We start from the raw sequence: 18,906 nt of genomic DNA on the forward strand, positions 1-18,906 counted from the left end.
GAACCTGAATCGCCGCCGGTTCTGCCCTCGGAACCCTGCCCACGGAACCCTGCCCACGAAGCCCTGCCCACGAAGCCCTGCCCACGGGACGCGGGGATTCTGGAACACTGGGACGCACGCCTCATGCGGCCGGACCGCGGCGGGCGGAGAGGAGGGCCATGACGCGCACCAGCACGTACGGGTTCCGGGAGGGGACGCTGGACACCGTCCGGCGCAGCATGCGGACCGTCGCGGTGCATCGCGACGACGGCGAGCTCGTCGGCCGGGTGGTCCGTGGGGAGCTGGCGGGCTGCGAACGCACCGGCACGTTCCGCTGGGAGTCGATCGGCGGTGCCGCCACCACGGTGGGGATCCGCCGGGCCACGTGGCGCAGCGCGGTGGGCCGCCTGCTGCGCCCGACCTATGCCGTGACGCATCGACCGGACGTCATGGCACCGGCCGAGGGGGAGCCACCGGCGCCCGTGCATGACGAGCTCAAGGAGATCTGGGGCGAGAACGTGCTCTACTTCGCCGTCGACGGGACGGTCCAGGGGCGTCGCGTGGTGGCCCGCGCGGACTGGGACGGCTCCGTGGAGGTGCGGGCACAGGGGGAGGACGGCGGCCGGCCACGGCGGGTCGCCCGGTTCCACTCGGGTGGGATGTTCTCCCTGACCCGCGTCGAGGTGGATCACGAGGCCGCCGGCACCACACGGGACGGTGCGCTGTCCGGCGTGCTCATGCTGCTGCCGTTCGTGGCGCGCCTCCATCGGGAGGAGTCCTCGCTGATCGAGGAGCTGCTCGGCTGAGTGCACGCTCCGCGTCGTCCGCGCCTGCCGCGTCCGGGGCCGCCGCTACCCTCGAGGCATGCCCGCCCCCGCCGCCACCACCACGACGACGCCGCCCGCCACGCCCCGCGAGCGGCAGTCGGTGCTGCGCACCCTGCGCACCCCGCGATGGCTGGGCACGGAGGTGCTGGCCGCCGTCGTGGTGGCGCTCGCGCTGATCCCGGAGGCCATCGCGTTCTCGATCATCGCGGGCGTGGACCCGCGCGTCGGCCTGTTCGCCTCCTTCACCATGGCGGTGACCACGGCGATCGTCGGCGGCCGGCCCGCCATGATCTCCGCGGCCACGGGCGCCGTCGCCCTGGTGGTCGCCCCGCTGTCCCACGCGCACGGGCTGGACCACCTCATCGCGGCGATCATCCTCGGCGGGCTGATCCAGGTGGTGCTCGGGCTGCTCGGCGTGGCCCGACTCATGCGGTTCATCCCGCGCTCGGTGATGGTGGGCTTCGTGAACGCCCTGGCCATCCTGGTGTTCACCTCCCAGCTCCCGGAGCTGATCGGCGTCCCGTGGCTCGTGTACCCGCTCACCGCGCTCGCGCTGGGCATCGTGCTGCTGCTGCCGCGCCTGACCACGGCGGTGCCGTCCACGCTCGTGGCGATCGTCGTGGTGACGGCCCTTGTGATGGCCGCCGGCTGGAGCGTCCCGCGCGTGGGGGACCGGGGCGAGCTGCCGGACGCCCTGCCCGTCCTGTTCCTGCCGGACGTGCCGCTGACCTGGGAGACGCTGCGGCTGATCCTGCCGTTCAGCGTGGGCATGGCCGTGGTGGGGCTGCTCGAGTCCCTGCTCACGGCCAAGCTCGTGGACGACGTCACGGACACCCGCTCGGACAAGACCCGCGAGTCCTGGGGGCAGGGCGTGGCGAACATCGTCTCGGGCCTGTTCGGCGGCATGGGCGGCTGCGCCGTGGTGGGCCAGACGATGATGAACGTGAAGGCCAACGGCGCCCGCACCCGGCTCTCCACGTTCCTGGCCGGCGTGTTCCTGCTGGTGCTCGTGGTGGCGCTCGGGGACCTCGTGGGGCAGATCCCCATGGCCGCGCTCGTGGGCGTGATGGTGTTCGTGGCCGGCGCCGCCTTCGACTGGCACTCCGTCCGCCCCGCCACCCTGCGCGCCATGCCCCGCTCCGAGACGGCCGTGATGCTCCTGACCGTGCTCGCCACCGTGGTCACCCACAACCTGGCGATCGGCGTGGGCGTCGGCGTTCTCACCGCCATGGTCCTGTTCGCGCAGCGCGTCTCGCGGCTCGCGCGCGTGGAGCGCGTGGTGACGGACGACGACGGCGCGACGGCCGTCTACCGCGTGCACGGCGAGCTGTTCTTCGCCTCCTCCAACGACCTCTACTCGCAGTTCGAGTACGCGCTGGACCCGCCGCGCGTCGTGATCGACCTGAGCGCGGCCCACGTGTGGGACGCCTCCACGGTGGCAGCGCTGGACGCCGTGGTGGCGAAGTACGCGCAGCACGGGATCGTCGCCGAGGTGACGGGGCTGAACGAGGCCAGCGCCGCCATGCACGCGCGGCTCACCGGGCGGACGGGGGCCTAAGCGGCGGGCGCCTTAGGCGCCGCGCCGCGCGTCGACGGCGAGGAAGGCCAGCATGGCCGCGCCCGCCAGCACCGCCGCCACCGCGCCCGCCGGCGGACCGACGATCGCCGCCGCGATCACCCCCGCCAGTCCGATCCCCGTGAGCGCCCCGCCCAGCCACGCGAACACGCGCGCCCCGAACGCGGACGCGAAGGGGATGAAGTGCAGCCCCACCGCCACCACGACGACGGCCGGCTGGGCCGCCTCGATCCCCAGCGCCCGCACCAGGTGGGGCGAGGCGATGATCAGCGCGACCATGCCCAGGACGCTGAGCCCGTAGATGGGGCCGGCGTGGCGGGAGGGGGCGCCGACGTCGCGCAGGCGACGCGGGGCGAGGACGACCGCCCAGGCCGCCGCAGCGAGCAGCGCGATCCAGGCGACGAGCGTGACGGTCGGCCAGGGGGAGGGCAGCTCGGGGCGGCTGAGCAGCATGAACAGGCTGCCGCCGACCATGCCGACGACCGCCCCGAGGACGGCCGGGTGCATCGGATGCGCGATGCCGCGTGGGTGTGTGGAGTCCCGTTCCATGCGGCCAGTATGCCGGGAGTGCGGGTGCGCGAGCACGGGTGTGAGCGGGGGCGCCTGGAGGCTCCCGTTTCCCGCACGAAAGTGCCCGGGGAGGCTCCCGTTTCCCGCACGAAAGTGCCGGGGGCCGCGGTCAGGCGGTGACGAACTCCCACTGGTGGCCGTCCGGGTCCACGATCTCGCGGGAGTGCATGCCGGAGTCCACCATCTCCTCGCGCAGGTCCACGGGCAGCGGCACCTCGGCGGCGCCGGCCTCGATCGCGCGGTCGGCCAGGGCGTCCACGGCCGCGGCGTCGCCCACGGTCAGCGCCATGAGCGCGGAGTTGGTGGTCATGCAGTCGGCGATCTCGCGGTCGCCGATGAAGTCGGTGTAGTAGCCGGGGGAGAGGTACATCGCGAAGGTGGACTCGGTGAGCTCGATGCACACCGAGTTCTCGTCCGAGAAGTCTTCTATCGCCTGTGCGCCGAGGGACGTCCAGAACTCGCGGATTCGCTCCGTGTCCGTCGTCGGGAGGTTGATGAACACCGGCTGGGAGAACAAGGCCATGGGGAGCACCGTAGACGAGGCGTTCGGCTCACCGCCACCGCGCGCGTGTCGCGGGCGCGCGGGCGTGGGGTGGGCCACGGAGCCGCTCCCGACGACGGCGCCCGCGGCCTGGCGTGTCTGCCCCCCTTGGTAGCGTGGCCGCCATGAGCGTTCCTCCCTCCGGCCCGCACGACGGCGCCCCCTCGTCTCCGGCGCCGGCCGCCGGCCCGGTGCCCGGCGGCTGGCCGCCGTCGGGATGGCCCTCGGACCGCCGGGGCGCTCCCGTGACTGCCGCCGCCGCGCCCGCCGGCCCCTCAGGACAGGGCGTGCCCGCGGGCTGGCCCGGGCGGACCCCGGGCCCCCGCACCGCGCCGGACTGGGAGCCCGGGCGCTTCCACTGGGGGGACGCCGTGGTGGTGCTGGCCTACGCGGGGCTGATGCTCTTCGGCCTCGGCCTGCCGCTGGCCATGCTGCTGGGCCTGGTGCCGGGGGACCTCGCGGCGTTTGACCTGGTCCGCGACGGGTTCACGGTGAACATGGTCAGCTACGCGATCCTCACGGCGCTCGTGCTGATCGTGGCCTGGCGGCCGCTCGTGACGTCGCTGCGGGTGTTCCGCACGGGCACGTGGTGGAAGATCCTGCTGCTGCCCGCCGTCTGGTTCACCTGCATCCTCGTGAACGTGCTGGTGCTGAGCCTCATCGGGGAGGCGCAGACCAGCGCCAACCAGGCCGCGCTCGAGGAGATGAGCGCGCAGGCCCCGCCCGTGCTCATGATCCTCATGACCGTGGTGGGCGCCCCGCTCGTGGAGGAGTACCTCTTCCGGCACCTGCTGGTGGGCAAGCTCTCCCGCTGGGTCAACGTGTGGGTGTGCGCCGTGGTCTCGATGCTGGCGTTCACGCTGCTGCACTTCCTCGGCACGGGCGGGCAGTTCGACCTCGTGGAGACCGTTCCCTACCTCACCCTCGCGATCGCGATCACGGTGACGTACATCCTGATGGGCCGCTCGTTCGGGTACGCGGTGCTGCTGCACATGGTGAACAACGGCATCGCGATCGCCATGCTCTACCTCGTGGCACCGCTGCTGCCGGACGTGCTGCCCGAGCCGACCGCGCCCGCGGCCGCACTGTCCCCGCTGCTGGCCCTGCTCGGCTGACGTGGCGGAGCCCCAGGGATCGACGGCCGCGCCCGCCCCGCAGGACGGACGCGCCCTCACGCGGCGCATCCTCGCGCTCGCCGTCCCCGCGTTCGGCGCGCTCCTCGCCGAGCCGCTGTTCCTGCTCGCGGACACCGCGATCGTGGGACGCCTGGGCACGCCGGAGCTGGCCGGCGTGGGGATCGGCACCACCGTCCTGCACACGGCCACCGGCCTGATGATCTTCCTGGCCTACGCCACCACGCCGGCCGTCGCCCGGCTGATCGGCGCCGGGGACCACGCGGCGGCCATGGACCGCGGCCGCGACGGCGTCTGGTTGGGCCTGCTGCTCGGCGCGGCGCTCGCGGTGCTCGGCTGGATCGCCGCGCCCTGGCTGACCGGGGCGCTCGGTGCCACGGGCGAGGTGCAGGAGCACGCGGTGGCGTACCTGCGCTGGTCCATGCCGGGCATCCCTGCCCTGCTGGCGGTGCTCGCGGCCACCGGCGTGCTGCGCGGGCTGCAGGACACCGTGACCCCGCTCGTGGTGGCCGGCGCCGGGTTCGCCGTGAACATCGGGCTGAACTTCGCTCTCGTCTACGGGGCGGGCCTGGGCGTGGCCGGCTCCGCGATCGGCACCTCTGCGGTGCAGTGGGGGATGCTGCTCACCTACCTGGCGGTGCTGGCCCCGCGCTTCCGTCGCGCCGGGACCTCGCTCGCGCCCCGGGCGAGCGGCATGCGCGCCACCGCCCAGGTGGGTTCGTGGCTGCTGCTGCGCACGGCCAGCCTGCGGGCGGCCATCCTGATCACCGTGATGGCGGCGGCCGGGGCCGGGGACATGACCCTGGCCGCGCACCAGCTCGTGTTCACCCTGTTCTCCACGCTCGCCTTCGCCCTGGACGCCCTCGCGATCGCCGCGCAGGCCCTGATCGGCGCCGAGCTCGGCGCGTCCCGGCCCGCCACCGCCCGCCGGCTCACGGACGTGATGGTGCGCTGGGGGCTGGGCTTCGGCGTCGTCACCGGCGGGCTCCTGGCGCTCGCGGCCCCGTGGCTGCCCGCCCTGTTCACCACGGACCCGCAGGTGCAGGCCGCCGCCACCGTGGGGCTGTGGGTGCTCGCCGCGGGCCAGCCGATCGCCGGGTACGTGTTCGTGCTGGACGGCGTGCTGATCGGCGCCGGCGACGCCCGCTACCTCGCCCTCGCCGGCCTCGTGAACCTCGCGGTGTATGCGCCGGTGCTGTGGGTGCTCGCGCAGGTCGCGGCCGGCGGACTCGGCTGGACCGTGGACTGGTCGGACCCCGCGGCGCACGTCCCCGACGCCGGCGAGCAGCTGGGCCTGCTCTGGCTCGGCTTCGCGGGGGTCTACATGGGCATGCGGGCGCTCACGCTGGGCTGGCGGGCCCGCCGCGACGACTGGATGCGCGTCGGCGCCCACTGAGCCGGCCGCCGTCGTGCCCGGGCCCCGCGTGGCCCTGCGCCCGCCGGCCGGGGCCGAACGCTGCCGTCGTCCGCCGCCTCTCCTAGACTGTGCCGGTGGCTACCGTGCAGACCCCCCTCGAGATCTCGTCCGTGGTGTTCAAGCCGATCCTGATCCGCGCCGTGGTGGCGCTGGCGTTCGGCCTGACCACCGTGTTCGTCGCCGCGCCCGGGCTGACGTGGATGAAGGTGTCGCTCGCGCTCTACCTCGCGTTCTCCGGCTCCGCCATGTGGGAGTACCTGCGCCGCGAGCCGGTCCCCGTGGCCATGCGCTCCCCGCTGTCCATGGCGGCCGCCGCCTGGATGCTCGGTGTGATCGTGCTGCTGTTCCTCGGCACCCCGGCGGGCGTGGGCCTCGCCGCCGCCGCGGCCCTGGTGCTCGGCGGCGGCGCCGAGCTCGTGGCCTGGGCCCGGCACCGCCGCGAGTTCATCCCCGCCCGGGACCAGCTGTGGACCGGCCTCGTGGGCCTGCTCTCCGGCCTCGGCGTGGCCTTCGGCGCGCTGCAGGGCTTCGGCCCGCACGCCCTGCTGGGCATCGCCGGCGGCGGTGCCATCATCATCGGCGTGCTGCTGCTCGTCTCCGGCCTCGGCTTCCACCACGAGGTGCGCCGCGACCGCGGCACCGCCAAGGGGCTCTGAGTCGACCCGCCGACGCCAGCACGTAGACTGGATCCGGTCCACCGCGCCGTCTCGCCAGCAGCCGCGCCGCCGCGGACCACGCCACCCGAGCCGCCCCCAGCCGTCAGGAGTCACGCCGTGAGCGCACCGTCCCCCCGCCCGTCCGCCGATCGCGCCGGAACCGGCCGCCCGGCACGCGGCGGCCTGCGCACCACGGTCAAGGGCCCGCTCGTGTTCTCCGCCGTCCTGGGCGTGATCGGCGGCGTGGTCGCCGGCATCACCGCCTCCGGCGGCACCCAGAACCCGCTGCGCATCGACATCGCGCTCATCGCGTTCGGCGTCTTCTTCATGACCTCGCTCGTGGTGGTGGCCATGCTCCAGCTCGCCGCCCGCGAGAACCCGGACCACCTCTCCGCCGGCTCGGGCATCAACCGCTCCTCCGAGGAGACGTTCCAGAAGGCCGCCGCCGAGCGCCGCGCCCAGGCCGCCCGGGAGCGCCGCGAGCAGGGCGGCACCGGAGGCGACGCCCCGCGCGCCTGAGGCCGGTGCCTCAGAACCCGAGGCTGCGTGCCTCCCGCCGCAGCGCGTCCGCCGAGGAGTGCAGCGCCCGCATCTCCGCGGCGTCCAGCTCGGGCTGGATCACGCGGGTGACGCCGTCGCGCCCCACCACGGACGGCATGGACAGGGCGACGTCGGAGAGCCCGTGGACGCCGTCGAGCACGGTGGAGACCGGCAGAATGGCGTGCTGGTCCCGCAGGATCGCCTCGAGCAGGCGGGTCGTGGCCACGCCGACCGCGTACGTGGTGGCACCCTTGCCCCGGATCACCTCGTACGCGGCATGCACCACGGTGTCCGCCACCTCGTCCAGGTCGGCGCGGGTGAACAGCGGGGCGGCCGGCGTCGGCCACTCCAGGATGGGCGTCGGGCCGATGCGCGCCGAGCTCCACGCGGGGAACTCCGTGTCCCCGTGCTCGCCGAGGATGGCCGCGTGCACCGACGACGCGTGGACCTGCGCCCGCGACGCCAGCAGCCACCGCAGGCGGGACGTGTCCAGGAGAGTGCCCGAGCCGATCACTCGGCCGGCAGGCAGACCGGTGAGGCGCTGGGCCACCAGCGTGAGGACGTCCACGGGATTGGTGACGAGCACGATCAGCGCGTCCGGCGCGTGCGCCTGAACCTGGGGCAGCAGGCCGCGCAGGATCTCCACGTTGTGCGCGCCGAGGTCGAGGCGGGTCTGCCCCGGCCTCTGCTTGGCGCCGGCCGTGATCACCACGACCTCGCAGCCGGCCAGGACGTCCGGGTCCGCGCCGCCGGTCATCGCGGACGCAGAGGTGAACGGGGTGCCGTGGGCCAGATCGAGGACCTCGGCGCGGACCTTGGGCTCGTCGATGTCGTAGAGGGCGACCTCGCGGGCGACGCCGCGAATCAGCGCCGCGTAGCAGATCGCGGTGCCGACGCCGCCGGCCCCCACGACGCCGACCTTGCGGTGGGCGGGTCCGAGGGACGCGGGGGCGACGGGGGTGTGCTCGCTCATGCCTCGCAGACTAGGGGTGTCCGGGCGGCCGACGGAACCCCGAGGCCGCCCCGTCCCCCGATGTTCAGCGCCGGGTCACCTGCGGGCAGGGCCGGGTCAGTCCTTCTTCTTGTCCGACTTCTTCTTGTCCGACTTCTTCTTGCCGGCCTTCTTCGCCGCCTTCTTGCGGGCCTTCTTCTGCGCCTTCCTGCGCTCCTTCTTCTCCTTCTCGGTCTCCTGGAGGGGTTCGTCGGCGGGCGCCTCGGAGTCCACGACGGCCTCCGGCGCCTCCGCCTCCTCCGGCCCGGCCGGATCCGTCGCGGGCGCGGCCTCCGCCGCCTCGGCCAAGCGTGCCCGGTAGGAGCGCACGTGGGTGCGGTTGGCGCAGTTGGCCTCGTCGCAGAAGCGCTTGGACCGGTTCCGGCTCGCGTCCACGAGCGCGTTCGCGCAGTCCTCGCCCTCGCACACGCGCAGGCGGGCCAGCTCGCCGTCCATCGCGGTCTCCGCTAGCGCGAGGGCGGCCATCGCGGCCAGCCGCTCCACCGCGTCGGCGGGGACCTGCGCCGGGGCCAGCCCGACGACGTCGCCCCCGGCCGTCAGCCGCAGCGGGCCGGCCTCGGCCAGCAGCTCGTTGACGGCGTCCACGGCGGCGGGCTCGTCCGTGGCGGCCAGCGCCCACACCCGGGTGAGGCGCTCGCGCAGCTCGCGGGCCCGGACGGCCGCGGCGGCGGCCAGGCGCAGGCGGACCTCGCCCTCCTGCAGCTCCGGCACCAGCGCGGGCAGCTGCGTGGCGGCGGTGAACCGCTCCGGCTCCTCCTGGCCGCCGCGCGGACCCGGCGCGGTGTTCAGGAACGCGGCGACGGAGGACAGGCGGGCGAGCGTGCGGGGCGAGAGCATGGCGCCAGCGTACGGCGGGGCCCGGCCCGGCGTCACCGGCCTCAGGCCGCCCGCCTCAGACGCCCCCGTCACCGCGCACTGCGACGCCCGCCGCGTCACGCATCCCGTCGGCCGGCGAGCCCCCCAGGTCACCTGGCTTCACAGCGGGACCGAACTCCGCGACGAGCGCTGACAGGTCCAGTAGCCTGGCGCACAGCATGCCCACGGCGTCTCGCGCGGGCACACCCGGGGCCGGTGGGGCCCCCGACACCAGCACAGGAGCCACCATGTCGCAGACCACCGAGGCGGGCGGCCGCCTCTCCGCCGGACACGTGATCGTCAAGACGCTCGAGTCCCACGGCGTCCGACGCATCTACTCCGTCCCCGGCGAGTCCTACCTGGACGTCCTCGATGGCCTGCACGACTCCCAGATCGAGAACGTGGTCTGCCGCCACGAGGGCGGCGCCACCTACATGGCCGAGGCCGACGGCAAGATGAACGAGGTCCCCGGCATCGCCATGGTGACCCGCGGCCCCGGCGCCGCCAACGCCCACGTGGGTCTGCACACCGCGTGGCAGGACTCCACCGCCCTCGTGCTGTTCGTGGGACTGATCCCCTTCGAGCACCGCGAGAAGGAGGCGTTCCAGGAGTTCGACCCGCACGCCTGGTTCGGCACCGGCGCCAAGCGCGTCATGGTCCTCGACCACGCCGACCGCGCCTCCGAGATCGTGGCCGAGGCCATGTTCGCCGCCACCTCCGGCCGCCCCGGGCCCGTCGTCGTCGGCCTGCCGGAGGACGTGATCCGCGAGCAGATCGACGCGACCCTGCACCCGGTGATCCCCGTGGCCACCGGCGGCATGACCGTGGAGGACTGGAAGTCGCTGCACTCCGCGCTCAAGGAGTCCAAGAAGCCGCTGTTCATCACCGGCGGCAACGACTGGACGGACGAGGGCGCCCAGCAGCTCACCCAGTGGCTCGAGGACCACAAGATCCCCGCCGCCGCCGAGTGGCGCACCGAGGGCACCGTGCCGTTCTCCTCCCCGTCCTACGTGGGCCCCATCGGCTACGGCCGCCCCAAGCCCACCTACGACCTGCTCGAGGAGACCGACCTGATCGTCTTCATCGGCACCGTGCCGGGCGACGTCGTGACGAACGGCTTCAAGATCCGCCAGAACTGGGACAAGAAGAACTTCCTCGTCACCATCGACCCCTCGCTGCGCGGCCGCTCCGGCCCCGTCTCCCACCAGATCGTGGCCAAGCCGGACGTGTTCGTGCGCGACCTCGTCCGCATGGACCTGGACGTCAAGCCCGAGTGGGAGGAGTGGACCTCCCGCATGCGCGGCGAGCAGGAGAAGTTCGCGGCGCTGCCGCCGGCCGAGCCCTCCGAGGGCCAGGCCAAGATGGCCACCCTCATGGCGAACCTCATGCCGAAGCTGCCCAAGGACTCGATGATCTCCCTCGGCGCCGGCGAGCACACCAACTGGGCGCACCGCTACTTCCCCACCGAGGGCTACCGCGCCATGATCTCCGCGCGCAACGGCTCCATGGGCTACTCGGTGCCCGGCGCCGTGGCCGCCTCGCTGAACTTCCCGGACCGCACCGTGGTGACCATCGCAGGCGACGGCGAGTTCCTCATGAACGGCCAGGAGCTGGCCACCGCCGCCCAGTACGGCGCGACGCCCCTGGTGATCGTCATGGACAACCAGGAGTACGGCACCATCCGCACCCACCAGGAGCGCGAGTACCCCGAGCGCGTCTCCGGCACCCAGCTGAAGAACCCCGACTTCGCAGGCATGGCCGAGGCGTTCGGCGGCCTCGGCATCCGCGTGGAGAAGGACGCGGATGTGCCCGCCGCCGTCGACGCCGCGCTCAAGGCCGTCCAGGAGGAGGGCCGGTTCGCCCTCATCCACTTGATCGTGGAGCAGCGCGTCAAGGCCTACTGAGGCCGGCGGCGCGGCGCGGTCCGCGCCGCCCCTCCGCTCAGGCCGCCGTCGTGGGAACGTCGAAGCGCAGCTTCGGTTCGGGGAAGGGCGCACCGTCGAGGCCCGTCTCGACCCGGTCCCGCAGCACGCCCCCGCACGCGCGGATCGTGGCCACGGAGGCGGTGTTCGTCTCGTCGCACGTGAGCAGGGCGGCGGGCACCCCGCGCGCGGCCAGCAGCGTCAGCGCGCCGCGCAGCAGGCGCACGGCGTGCCCCCGCCGCCGGAACGCGGGGCGCACCGCGTAGCCCACGTGCCCGTTGACGTGCCGCAGCGCCTCGTTCAGCTCCCACCGCACGGACACCCGGCCCACCAGCTCGCCTGCCTCGTCCACGCCCACGTAGAAGGACGCGGGCACGCGGCCGGGTTCGACGTCGCCACGCGCGTCGGCGGCGAGCGCGCGGAGGGTCGCGGGGAAGGAGCGGGTGCCGGCCATCAGGAAGTCGAACCCCTCCCGGTGCAGCTCCGCGTCCGCCTCGCGCGCCGCGATCTCGTCCGCGGTGCGCAGTGGGCGCAGCAGGAGGCCGTCCACGGTGACGGTGGGGCTGGGGTCGGGGAGCATGTGCCGAGTGTACGAGGGTGGACGCCGGGCGCGGCCGTGTGAGCCGCCCGCCGGCGCCAGCTGGGGTGACGTGGGTCACGTTGGGGGCTAGGGTGAGGGGACCGACGATCGCCCATCCCCAGGAGGCCGCGATGACCGTGCCGTCCTCGTCGGCGGAGCACGCGCCCGCGCTCGAGGCTCGCCCCGAGCTGCCGGGCGAGACCGTGTCCCGCGTCGCCATGACGCCCGCGGCGCTCGAGCTGATCCGCCGACTCCTCCCGATCCATGGCCCGCTCATGTTCCACCAGTCCGGCGGCTGCTGCGACGGCTCCGCGCCCATGTGCTATCCCGCCGGCGACTTCACGACCGGCGCCGCCGACGTCCTGCTGGGCACCTTCGCGCTGCCGGCCGAGGGGGACCAGGACGCCGTGGAGATCCCGTTCTGGATGTCCGCCGCCCAGTTCGAGTACTGGAAGCACACTCACCTCACCCTGGACGTGGTGGACGGGCGCGGCTCGGGCTTCTCCGTCGAGGCGCCCGAGGGCAAGCGGTTCCTGATCCGTTCGCGGTTGATGGCCGGCTCGGGATGAGCTCGACCCTCGCCACCGGCGCCTACCGACGCGCCGTGGACCGGGCCCACGAGTCCCTCGACTCGGTCCGCCTGTCACTCGCGCCGTCGTCGCCCACCGCTCCGACCGGCGCGGACCAGGGCCTGCGCGCCGCCCTCCAGGGGCTGCGGCGGGAGGTCCGCGAGTCCTGGCTGCGCTCCCTCGGCGCCCTCACTCCCGCGGGGTCGGCCCTCGACGCCGGGGCGGCCGCGACCGCGCCCGCGGTGCCCGGCCAGACCGACCCGGCCACCCTCGCCGACGACGACCTCGCCGCCGCCCGCCGCGAGCAGCGTCTCGCCGTGGCCCTGCCGGTGGTCCGCCGCATGCTCATCCACCCCGCGGCCGAGGCGGGGATGCTCGCCGCGATCGGCAACGCGCGCGGCCACCTGCTGTGGGTCGAGGGCGACCGGACCGCGGTGCGCCACGCCGAGACCATGGGCTTCGTGGCCGGCGCCGACTGGTCCGAGGCGTCCATGGGCACGTCCGCCCCCGGCATCGTCCTCGCGACCGGCGCCCCCACGCAGGTCAGCGGCGGCGAGCACCTGAGCCCGCGCGTGCACCCGTGGAGCTGTTCGGCCGTCCCGCTCACGGACCCGGCCACCGGGCGGCTCGTCGGGGTCCTGGACCTCACGGGCGGCGAGGATGCCGTCAGCCACCTCGCCCTGCCGCTGCTCCAGGCCACCGTGGACGCCGTGCACGCCGCCTGGCGGGACCTGCCCGCCCCGTCCCGGGGCCGTCCCCGCGGCACCGCCCCGACGCCGGGCCCCGCGGCTCCGCCGTCCGTCTCGCCGGGGCCGAGCCCCGCCGCCGCGCCGCACCGCCATGACGCCGCCGCGGGCCTGCTGCGCGTCACCGGCCATCTGCCGCCCACGCTGGACGGGGTCGAGCTCACCGGCCGGCACGCCGAGATCCTCACCCTCCTCGCGTGGCACGGCCCGGGCCTGACCGGCGCCGAGCTCGAGGTCGCGCTGTATCCGGAGGAGACCGCCGGGCACCGGCCCGCGCCGGGCGACGCCCCCGCCCGTGCCATCTCGCTGCGCGCCGAGGTGCATCGACTCCGCCGGGCACTGCAGGACGCGGGGGCGCCGGTGGAGCTGCTGTCCCGACCGTACCGGCTCGTGGGGGAGGTGCACGCGGACTTGCTGTGCGCGCGGGAGGCGCTGCGCGCCGGGGACCTGGACCGTGCGCTGCACGCGGCGGCCGGGCCGGTGCTGCCGCGGTCGGTGTCCCCCGGTGTCGCCTCGATCCGGGCGGAGCTGGGGGAGGCGCTGCGCGAGGCCGTCGCCCAGGACGCGGATGTCGAGCAGCTCTGGGCCTACCTGGGCCGCCCTGAGGCCCGCGACGACGTCGAGCTCTGGGGTGCCGCCCTGCGTCTGCTGCCGGCGGACTCGCCGCGGCGCGCGCTCGCCGTGGCCACGCTCGAGCGGATCGAGCGGGACCTGGCCTGACCCGGCCCGCCCCTCTTCCGCGCCCGACTGCAACCTTCGTGCAACCTCCTTGTGACTAGGGTCACAGCCACGGCAGGGCGCCACCCGGCGTCGAGGCAACCGCAGGCAAAGGAGCCAGCACCATGACCGTCTACGCATTCCCGGGCACCGAGGGGGCCAAGGTCGAGTTCAAGTCCCGCTACGAGCACTTCATCGGCGGTGAGTGGACGCCCCCGGTCAAGGGTCAGTACTTCGAGAACGTCACGCCCGTGACGGGCAAGGTGTTCTGCGAGGTCGCCCGCGGCACGGCCGAGGACATCGACGTCGCCCTCGACGCCGCCTGGAAGGCCGCCCCGGCCTGGGGCGCCACCTCGGCGGCCGAGCGGGCGCTCGTGCTGCACCGCATCGCGGACCGCATGGAGGAGAACCTCGAGATGCTGGCGGTCGCGGAGACCTGGGACAACGGCAAGGCCGTCCGGGAGACCCTCAACGCGGACGTCCCGCTGGCCATCGACCACTTCCGGTACTTCGCCGGCGCGATCCGCGCGCAGGAGGGCGGCCTGTCCCAGGTGGACGAGGACACCGTCGCCTACCACTTCCACGAGCCGCTCGGCGTGGTCGGCCAGATCATCCCCTGGAACTTCCCGCTGCTGATGGGGGTGTGGAAGCTGGCGCCCGCGCTGGCCGCGGGCAACGCCGTCGTGATCAAGCCCGCCGAGCAGACCCCGGCCTCGATCATGGTGTTCATCGAGCTGATCGCGGACCTGCTGCCGGCCGGCGTCGTCAACGTGGTCAACGGCTTCGGCCTCGAGGCCGGCAAGCCGCTCGCGCAGTCGCCGCGCATCCGCAAGATCGCGTTCACGGGCGAGACGACGACGGGCCGGCTGATCATGCAGTACGCCTCGGAGAACATCATCCCGGTGACCCTGGAGCTGGGCGGCAAGTCGCCCAACGTCTTCTTCGAGGACGTCATGGCGAACGACGACGCCTACTGGGACAAGGCGCAGGAGGGCTTCACCCTGTTCGCGCTGAACCAGGGCGAGGTCTGCACGTGCCCGTCGCGTGCGCTCGTGCAGGAGTCGATCGCGGAGAAGTTCCTCGACGCCGTCGTGGAGCGGACCTCGCGCATCGTCACCGGCAACCCCCTCGACACGGACGTGATGATGGGCGCCCAGGCCTCCAACGACCAGCTCGAGAAGATCACGTCCTACCTGGACATCGGCCGTCAGGAGGGTGCCGAGGTGCTCATCGGCGGCGCCCGCGCCGAGATGGAGGGCGAGCTGGCCGGCGGCTACTACGTGCAGCCCACGATCTTCCGCGGGGACAACTCGATGCGCATCTTCCAGGAGGAGATCTTCGGGCCGGTGGTCTCGACGACCACGTTCACCGACTTCGACGACGCCATGCGGATCGCCAACGACACGCTCTACGGGCTCGGCGCCGGCGTGTGGTCCCGGAACGGCAACACCGCCTACCGCGCGGGCCGGGCGATCCAGGCCGGCCGCGTGTGGGTGAACAACTACCACGCCTACCCGGCCCACGCCGCGTTCGGCGGGTACAAGTCCTCCGGCATCGGCCGTGAGAACCACCTGATGATGCTCGACCACTACCAGCAGACCAAGAACCTGCTCGTCTCCTACTCCGAGGACAAGCTCGGGTTCTTCTGAGCCGACGCCGGTACTGCACGCCCCCTCCCCACTCCACGAAAGGTGATCCCCCATGACCACGATGAAGGCAGCCGTCGTCACCCAGTTCGGCAAAGAGACCGACGTCAAGGAGGTCGAGCGTCCGACGCCCGGCCAGCATCAAGCGCTCGTGAAGCTCATCTCCTCGGGCGTCTGTCACACGGACCTGCACGCGATGGAGGGCGACTGGCCGGTGAAGCCGACCCCGCCGTTCATCCCGGGCCACGAGGGCGTGGGCATCGTCGAGGAGGTCGGACCCGACGTCGAGAACCTCAAGGTCGGGGACATGGTCGGCAACGCGTGGCTGTGGGGCGCGTGCGGCCACTGCCAGTACTGCCGCACCGGGTGGGAGACCCTGTGCGAGGAGCAGGTCAACGGCGGCTACTCCATGAACGGATCCTTCGGCGAGTACATGCTCGTGGACGCCCGCTACGCGCCCCTGATCCCCGAGGGCGCGGACCCGATGGAGGTCGGCCCGATCCTGTGCGCCGGCGTCACGGTGTACAAGGGGCTGAAGCAGACCGAGGTGCGGCCCGGGCAGTGGGTCGTGATCTCCGGCATCGGCGGCCTGGGGCACATCGCGGTGCAGTACGCCGTGGCGATGGGCATGCGCGTGGTGGCCGTGGACGTCGCGGACGACAAGCTGGCGCTCGCCTCCCGGCACGGCGCGGAGCTGACCGTGAACGCGAACGTCGCGGACCCCTCCGTGGAGATCCAGGAGAAGATCGGCGGCGCCCACGGCGTGCTCGTCACGGCCGTGCACCCGCAGGCGTTCGGCCAGGCCATCGCGATGACCCGCCGCGGCGGCACCATCGTGTTCAACGGTCTGCCCCCGGGCGACTTCCCCGCGCCGATCTTCGACATCGTCCTCAAGGGCCTGACCATCCGCGGTTCGATCGTGGGCACCCGGCAGGACATGGTCGAGGCACTCGAGTTCTACGCGGCCGGGAAGATCCACCCGACGTTCCACACCCGTCCGCTCACCGAGATCAACGACGTGTTCGAGGAGATGCGCCACGGCAAGATCGAGGGCCGCGTCGTCATTGACTACGCGATGCAGGACTGACGTGTCGCCTGGGCGTCGGCTGGGCGCGGGGTAGTATCGACACATCACGCGCACCAGTGCGACGGCGGTCGTCCCGCCCGGAGATCCGGGTCGGGGCGGCCGCCGTCGTCGTCGCGGGGACGGGGCGGGCGGCAGCGCGCCCGACACCCGGTCCTCAGCGGGCCGCGGCCGGGACGACGCCGTCGCGCAGCCACTCCAGCGCGGCCGGCCAGAAGGTCGGCGCGAACCGCGCGTGGAACAGCCCGAAGTGCCCGATCTCCGCCACACCGAGCTCCTCCGGCCGCACCCGCCAGCGCACCGTCCGCCGACCCGGCGAGTAGGAGTCCGCGCGGTCGAGGGCGGCGTCGGTGCCGAAGTCGTCGTCCACGGGCGCCACGATCAGCGCGTCCGCCGTGAACGCGGCCAGACGACGGCGCAGCTCGTCCCGGCCGGCGGCGGTGCGGGCGCTCGCGGTGAAGTCGCGGCGACTGCGCGCCCAGTCCAGGGCGACCCCGCGCGGCAGGTCCTCGAGCCAGCCGAGCCGCCGCCCCGGGAAGTGCCCGCGGGCCAGCGTGATCGCCGGCATCGCCGCATGCCACCGCGCCCACATCCGCACGCGCCCCGGCCGCGCCCGGTAGTCCCGCCAGTGGGCGTGCTGACCGCCGACGGCCACGTGCCGGGCCACGTGACGCGCCTTGTCTGCGAGCCCGATGCCGAACCCGCCGTAGCTGTGGCCCACCGTCAGGAGGGGGCCGGGCAGGTGCGTCCGGGCCCAGCCGAGCACGGCGTCCGCGTCGAGGGCGCCCCAGTCCGCCCAGCGCGCCCGCCGGGCCACGGCGAACGGCTCTCGGGACTCCCCGACGCCCCGGTAGTCGAACGTGACCGCGTGGAATCCGTGGCCGGCGAGGAACTCGGCGTAGCGCCGGTAGTACGTGGCCTTCACCCCGGTCGCCGAGGCGATCACCACGGTGCCCGCAGGCGAAGCCGGGGGCGTCGTCGTCGTGGGGGTGAAGTGGCGGGCCGCGAGGACGAAGCCGTCGGGAGCGCGGAGGCGCACGGGGGTGGAGGTGGTCTGTGTCACGCCGCCACCCTAGGCGCGGGGGCGGCGCGACCTGCGACACAATGGGCCCATGACTGAGACCCCCCAGAGCTCGTCCGGCCAGAGCCGGGATGAGATCCTCGCCCGCCTCGAGGAGATCTACGCGAACGACCCCGCGGTGCGCGAGCACGGCGTCACCCTCGGCGAGGTGGCCGAGGGGCGCGTGGTGCTGCACCGCGACGTCACCGCGGACATGGTGAACTCCCACGAGATCTGCCACGGCGGCTTCCTGTTCCACCTCGCGGACTCGGCGCTGGCGTACTGCGTGGCGACCTTCGGCGCGGCCCCCGTCACCCGGCGGGCGGAGATCACCTACGTGGCGCCCGCCAGGCTCGGCGCGCACCTCGTGGCGACCGCCCGCCAGTCGGTGGAGTTCGGCCGCGACCGCATGATCGAGGTCGGCATCGAGGCGGACGGCCAGCTCGTCGCCTGGTTCACCGGCCACTCCACGAGCCCGCGGCCGCGCGCATGAGCGCCGGGACGCAGGGAACGACGACGGCTGGGCCGGTCGTCGAGTCGGTGGAGCTGCACGTGGCGGAGGGCGCCGAGGAGGCGTTCGAGGCCGCCGTCGCCGAGGCCGCGGAGCTGTTCCGCGGCAAGGGGGCGACGTCCTTCGCGCTGACCCGGCAGATCGAGGACCCGGCCCGGTACCGGCTGCTGATCGGCTGGCGGACCCTCGAGGACCACACGGTGGGCTTCCGCGAGTCGGAGGCCTTCGGCCAGTGGCGGGCGCTCGTGACCCCGCACCTGGCGCAGCCCCCGGCGGCGACGCACTGGGAGTCGGTGGCCGCGGCCTTCTGAGCCCCCGCGCCCCGCGTTTTCGTGTGGGAAACGGGAGCCTTCCCGCGCGCTTTCGTGGGGAAACGGGAGCTTTCTCGCTCTCGTTTCCCCACGCACGACGGCGCCCCTCGCCCCCGACTCTTGCCCCCGCCCCGCCTCGGGCCTAGGGTCAGGTCATGGGCGCATGGGGAAGAAAAGTCTTTCAGAACGACACCGCGCTGGACCTCGTCGATGAGGTCCTGGACGGCACCTTCGACCTGGACGAGTTCCGCAAGGACTTCCGTCGAGAAGAGGACGAGGGCTACCTGGACGCGAGCCAGGGAGCGGCCCTGCTGGCCCTCGGGGCGCTCGTCCGGATCGCCCGCAACGAGGACCACGCCGACCTGGACGTGCTGCTCGAGCATGCGGAGGCCGAAGAGGTCGATCTCACCGACTTCATCGACCAGTTCTCCGACGAGGACATCCAGACCCTGCGCGAGCTGATCGGCGTGGTCATCCGTGAGCCCTCCTCCTCCGAGCTCTACGAGCTCTGGGAGGAGTCCGGGGAGCTCGAGCAGTGGCTCGAGTACTCGCGCCAGTGCCTGCCGTGAGCTGAGCGCCCGGCGTCCCTCGCCCGGCGCTCCCCGCCGGACGCCCCGCGCGGACGCCTCACGCCCCGCGCGGACGCCTCACGCC

The 18,906-nt window shown here is 73.6% G+C and carries 20 protein-coding genes; 14 read left to right on the plus strand and 6 right to left on the minus strand.

The features are described 5' to 3' along the window. Positions 1–158 precede the first annotated feature (158 nt). On the plus strand, positions 159–785 hold the full coding sequence (locus HDA33_RS10960) for a hypothetical protein (protein ID WP_184173216.1): 627 nt from the start codon (positions 159–161) through the stop codon (positions 783–785). Positions 786–843: 58 nt separating this feature from the next. Beyond that, on the plus strand, positions 844–2,364 hold the full coding sequence (locus HDA33_RS10965) for a SulP family inorganic anion transporter (RefSeq protein WP_184173218.1): 1,521 nt from the start codon (positions 844–846) through the stop codon (positions 2,362–2,364). A gap of 12 nt (positions 2,365–2,376) precedes the next feature. Here HDA33_RS10965 and HDA33_RS10970 read toward each other — a convergent pair whose 3' ends face one another. Next, entirely contained in the window at positions 2,377–2,931 is a 555-nt protein-coding gene (locus HDA33_RS10970; RefSeq protein ID WP_184173220.1) for a hypothetical protein, read from the minus strand. A gap of 130 nt (positions 2,932–3,061) precedes the next feature. Next, on the minus strand, positions 3,062–3,475 hold the full coding sequence (locus HDA33_RS10975; protein WP_158493875.1) for a VOC family protein: 414 nt from the start codon (positions 3,473–3,475) through the stop codon (positions 3,062–3,064). 143 nt (positions 3,476–3,618) lie between these two features. Here HDA33_RS10975 and HDA33_RS10980 point away from each other — a divergent pair, with 143 nt between their 5' ends. From HDA33_RS10980 to HDA33_RS10995, 4 genes are all read left to right on the plus strand, one after another. Beyond that, on the plus strand, positions 3,619–4,608 hold the full coding sequence (locus HDA33_RS10980) for a CPBP family intramembrane glutamic endopeptidase (protein ID WP_205805637.1): 990 nt from the start codon (positions 3,619–3,621) through the stop codon (positions 4,606–4,608). Between the two features lies 1 nt (position 4,609). Next, positions 4,610–6,022, plus strand: coding sequence for an MATE family efflux transporter (locus HDA33_RS10985; RefSeq protein WP_115260437.1), 1,413 nt, complete (start codon positions 4,610–4,612; stop codon positions 6,020–6,022). Positions 6,023–6,117: 95 nt separating this feature from the next. Beyond that, entirely contained in the window at positions 6,118–6,699 is a 582-nt protein-coding gene (locus HDA33_RS10990) for a hypothetical protein (RefSeq protein ID WP_184173221.1), read from the plus strand. Positions 6,700–6,816: 117 nt separating this feature from the next. Next, positions 6,817–7,218 carry a hypothetical protein gene (locus HDA33_RS10995; RefSeq protein WP_184173223.1) on the plus strand — a complete coding sequence of 134 codons (402 nt, stop codon included), beginning with the start codon at positions 6,817–6,819 and terminating at the stop codon, positions 7,216–7,218. Between the two features lie 10 nt (positions 7,219–7,228). Here HDA33_RS10995 and HDA33_RS11000 read toward each other — a convergent pair whose 3' ends face one another. Together HDA33_RS11000 and HDA33_RS11005 are read right to left on the minus strand one after the other, a co-directional pair. After that, positions 7,229–8,212, minus strand: coding sequence for an L-lactate dehydrogenase (locus HDA33_RS11000; protein ID WP_184173225.1), 984 nt, complete (start codon positions 8,210–8,212; stop codon positions 7,229–7,231). Positions 8,213–8,308: 96 nt separating this feature from the next. Next, the gene (locus HDA33_RS11005) at positions 8,309–9,088 is read right to left on the minus strand and encodes a CGNR zinc finger domain-containing protein (RefSeq protein WP_184173227.1); all 780 of its coding nucleotides are present in this window, start codon (positions 9,086–9,088) and stop codon (positions 8,309–8,311) included. A 266-nt stretch (positions 9,089–9,354) separates the two neighbouring features. On the opposite strand from HDA33_RS11005, the gene HDA33_RS11010 reads away from it, so the two are divergent. Then, on the plus strand, positions 9,355–11,010 hold the full coding sequence (locus HDA33_RS11010) for a thiamine pyrophosphate-dependent enzyme (protein WP_184173229.1): 1,656 nt from the start codon (positions 9,355–9,357) through the stop codon (positions 11,008–11,010). Between the two features lie 37 nt (positions 11,011–11,047). Here HDA33_RS11010 and HDA33_RS11015 read toward each other — a convergent pair whose 3' ends face one another. Continuing rightward, the gene (locus tag HDA33_RS11015) at positions 11,048–11,608 is read right to left on the minus strand and encodes a GNAT family N-acetyltransferase (RefSeq protein WP_184173231.1); all 561 of its coding nucleotides are present in this window, start codon (positions 11,606–11,608) and stop codon (positions 11,048–11,050) included. 131 nt (positions 11,609–11,739) lie between these two features. Here HDA33_RS11015 and HDA33_RS11020 point away from each other — a divergent pair, with 131 nt between their 5' ends. The 4 genes from HDA33_RS11020 (at position 11,740) to adhP (ending at position 16,373) form a co-directional block, all read left to right on the plus strand. Continuing rightward, positions 11,740–12,177, plus strand: a complete 438-nt coding sequence (locus tag HDA33_RS11020) for a DUF779 domain-containing protein (RefSeq protein WP_115260443.1) — start codon at positions 11,740–11,742, stop codon at positions 12,175–12,177. Continuing rightward, entirely contained in the window at positions 12,174–13,643 is a 1,470-nt protein-coding gene (locus tag HDA33_RS11025) for a helix-turn-helix domain-containing protein (protein WP_184173233.1), read from the plus strand. Before HDA33_RS11020 ends, HDA33_RS11025 begins: the two co-directional genes overlap by 4 nt. 122 nt (positions 13,644–13,765) lie before the next feature. After that, on the plus strand, positions 13,766–15,289 hold the full coding sequence (exaC, locus tag HDA33_RS11030; RefSeq protein ID WP_184173235.1) for an acetaldehyde dehydrogenase ExaC: 1,524 nt from the start codon (positions 13,766–13,768) through the stop codon (positions 15,287–15,289). A 52-nt stretch (positions 15,290–15,341) separates the two neighbouring features. Beyond that, positions 15,342–16,373 (plus strand): alcohol dehydrogenase AdhP, encoded by a 1,032-nt coding sequence (adhP, locus tag HDA33_RS11035; protein ID WP_184173237.1) that lies wholly within the window; start codon positions 15,342–15,344, stop codon positions 16,371–16,373. A gap of 154 nt (positions 16,374–16,527) precedes the next feature. Here the strand turns inward: adhP and HDA33_RS11040 are convergent, their stop codons facing one another. Next, entirely contained in the window at positions 16,528–17,433 is a 906-nt protein-coding gene (locus tag HDA33_RS11040; RefSeq protein WP_184173239.1) for an alpha/beta fold hydrolase, read from the minus strand. 49 nt (positions 17,434–17,482) lie between these two features. Between HDA33_RS11040 and HDA33_RS11045 the strand changes: the two genes are divergently transcribed. The 3 genes from HDA33_RS11045 to HDA33_RS11055 all read left to right on the plus strand — a co-directional run bounded on the left by HDA33_RS11045 (position 17,483) and on the right by HDA33_RS11055 (position 18,821). Continuing rightward, positions 17,483–17,923 (plus strand): hotdog fold thioesterase, encoded by a 441-nt coding sequence (locus HDA33_RS11045; protein ID WP_184173241.1) that lies wholly within the window; start codon positions 17,483–17,485, stop codon positions 17,921–17,923. Continuing rightward, on the plus strand, positions 17,920–18,252 hold the full coding sequence (locus HDA33_RS11050) for a putative quinol monooxygenase (protein ID WP_184173243.1): 333 nt from the start codon (positions 17,920–17,922) through the stop codon (positions 18,250–18,252). Before HDA33_RS11045 ends, HDA33_RS11050 begins: the two co-directional genes overlap by 4 nt. A 155-nt stretch (positions 18,253–18,407) precedes the next feature. Next, complete coding sequence (locus HDA33_RS11055; RefSeq protein ID WP_184173245.1) at positions 18,408–18,821, plus strand: DUF4259 domain-containing protein; 414 nt, start codon at positions 18,408–18,410, stop codon at positions 18,819–18,821. Positions 18,822–18,906: the final 85 nt, after the last annotated feature.

It is taken from the genome of Micrococcus endophyticus (genome assembly GCF_014205115.1).
GTDB classification, from domain to species: Bacteria; Actinomycetota; Actinomycetes; order Actinomycetales; family Micrococcaceae; genus Micrococcus; species Micrococcus endophyticus.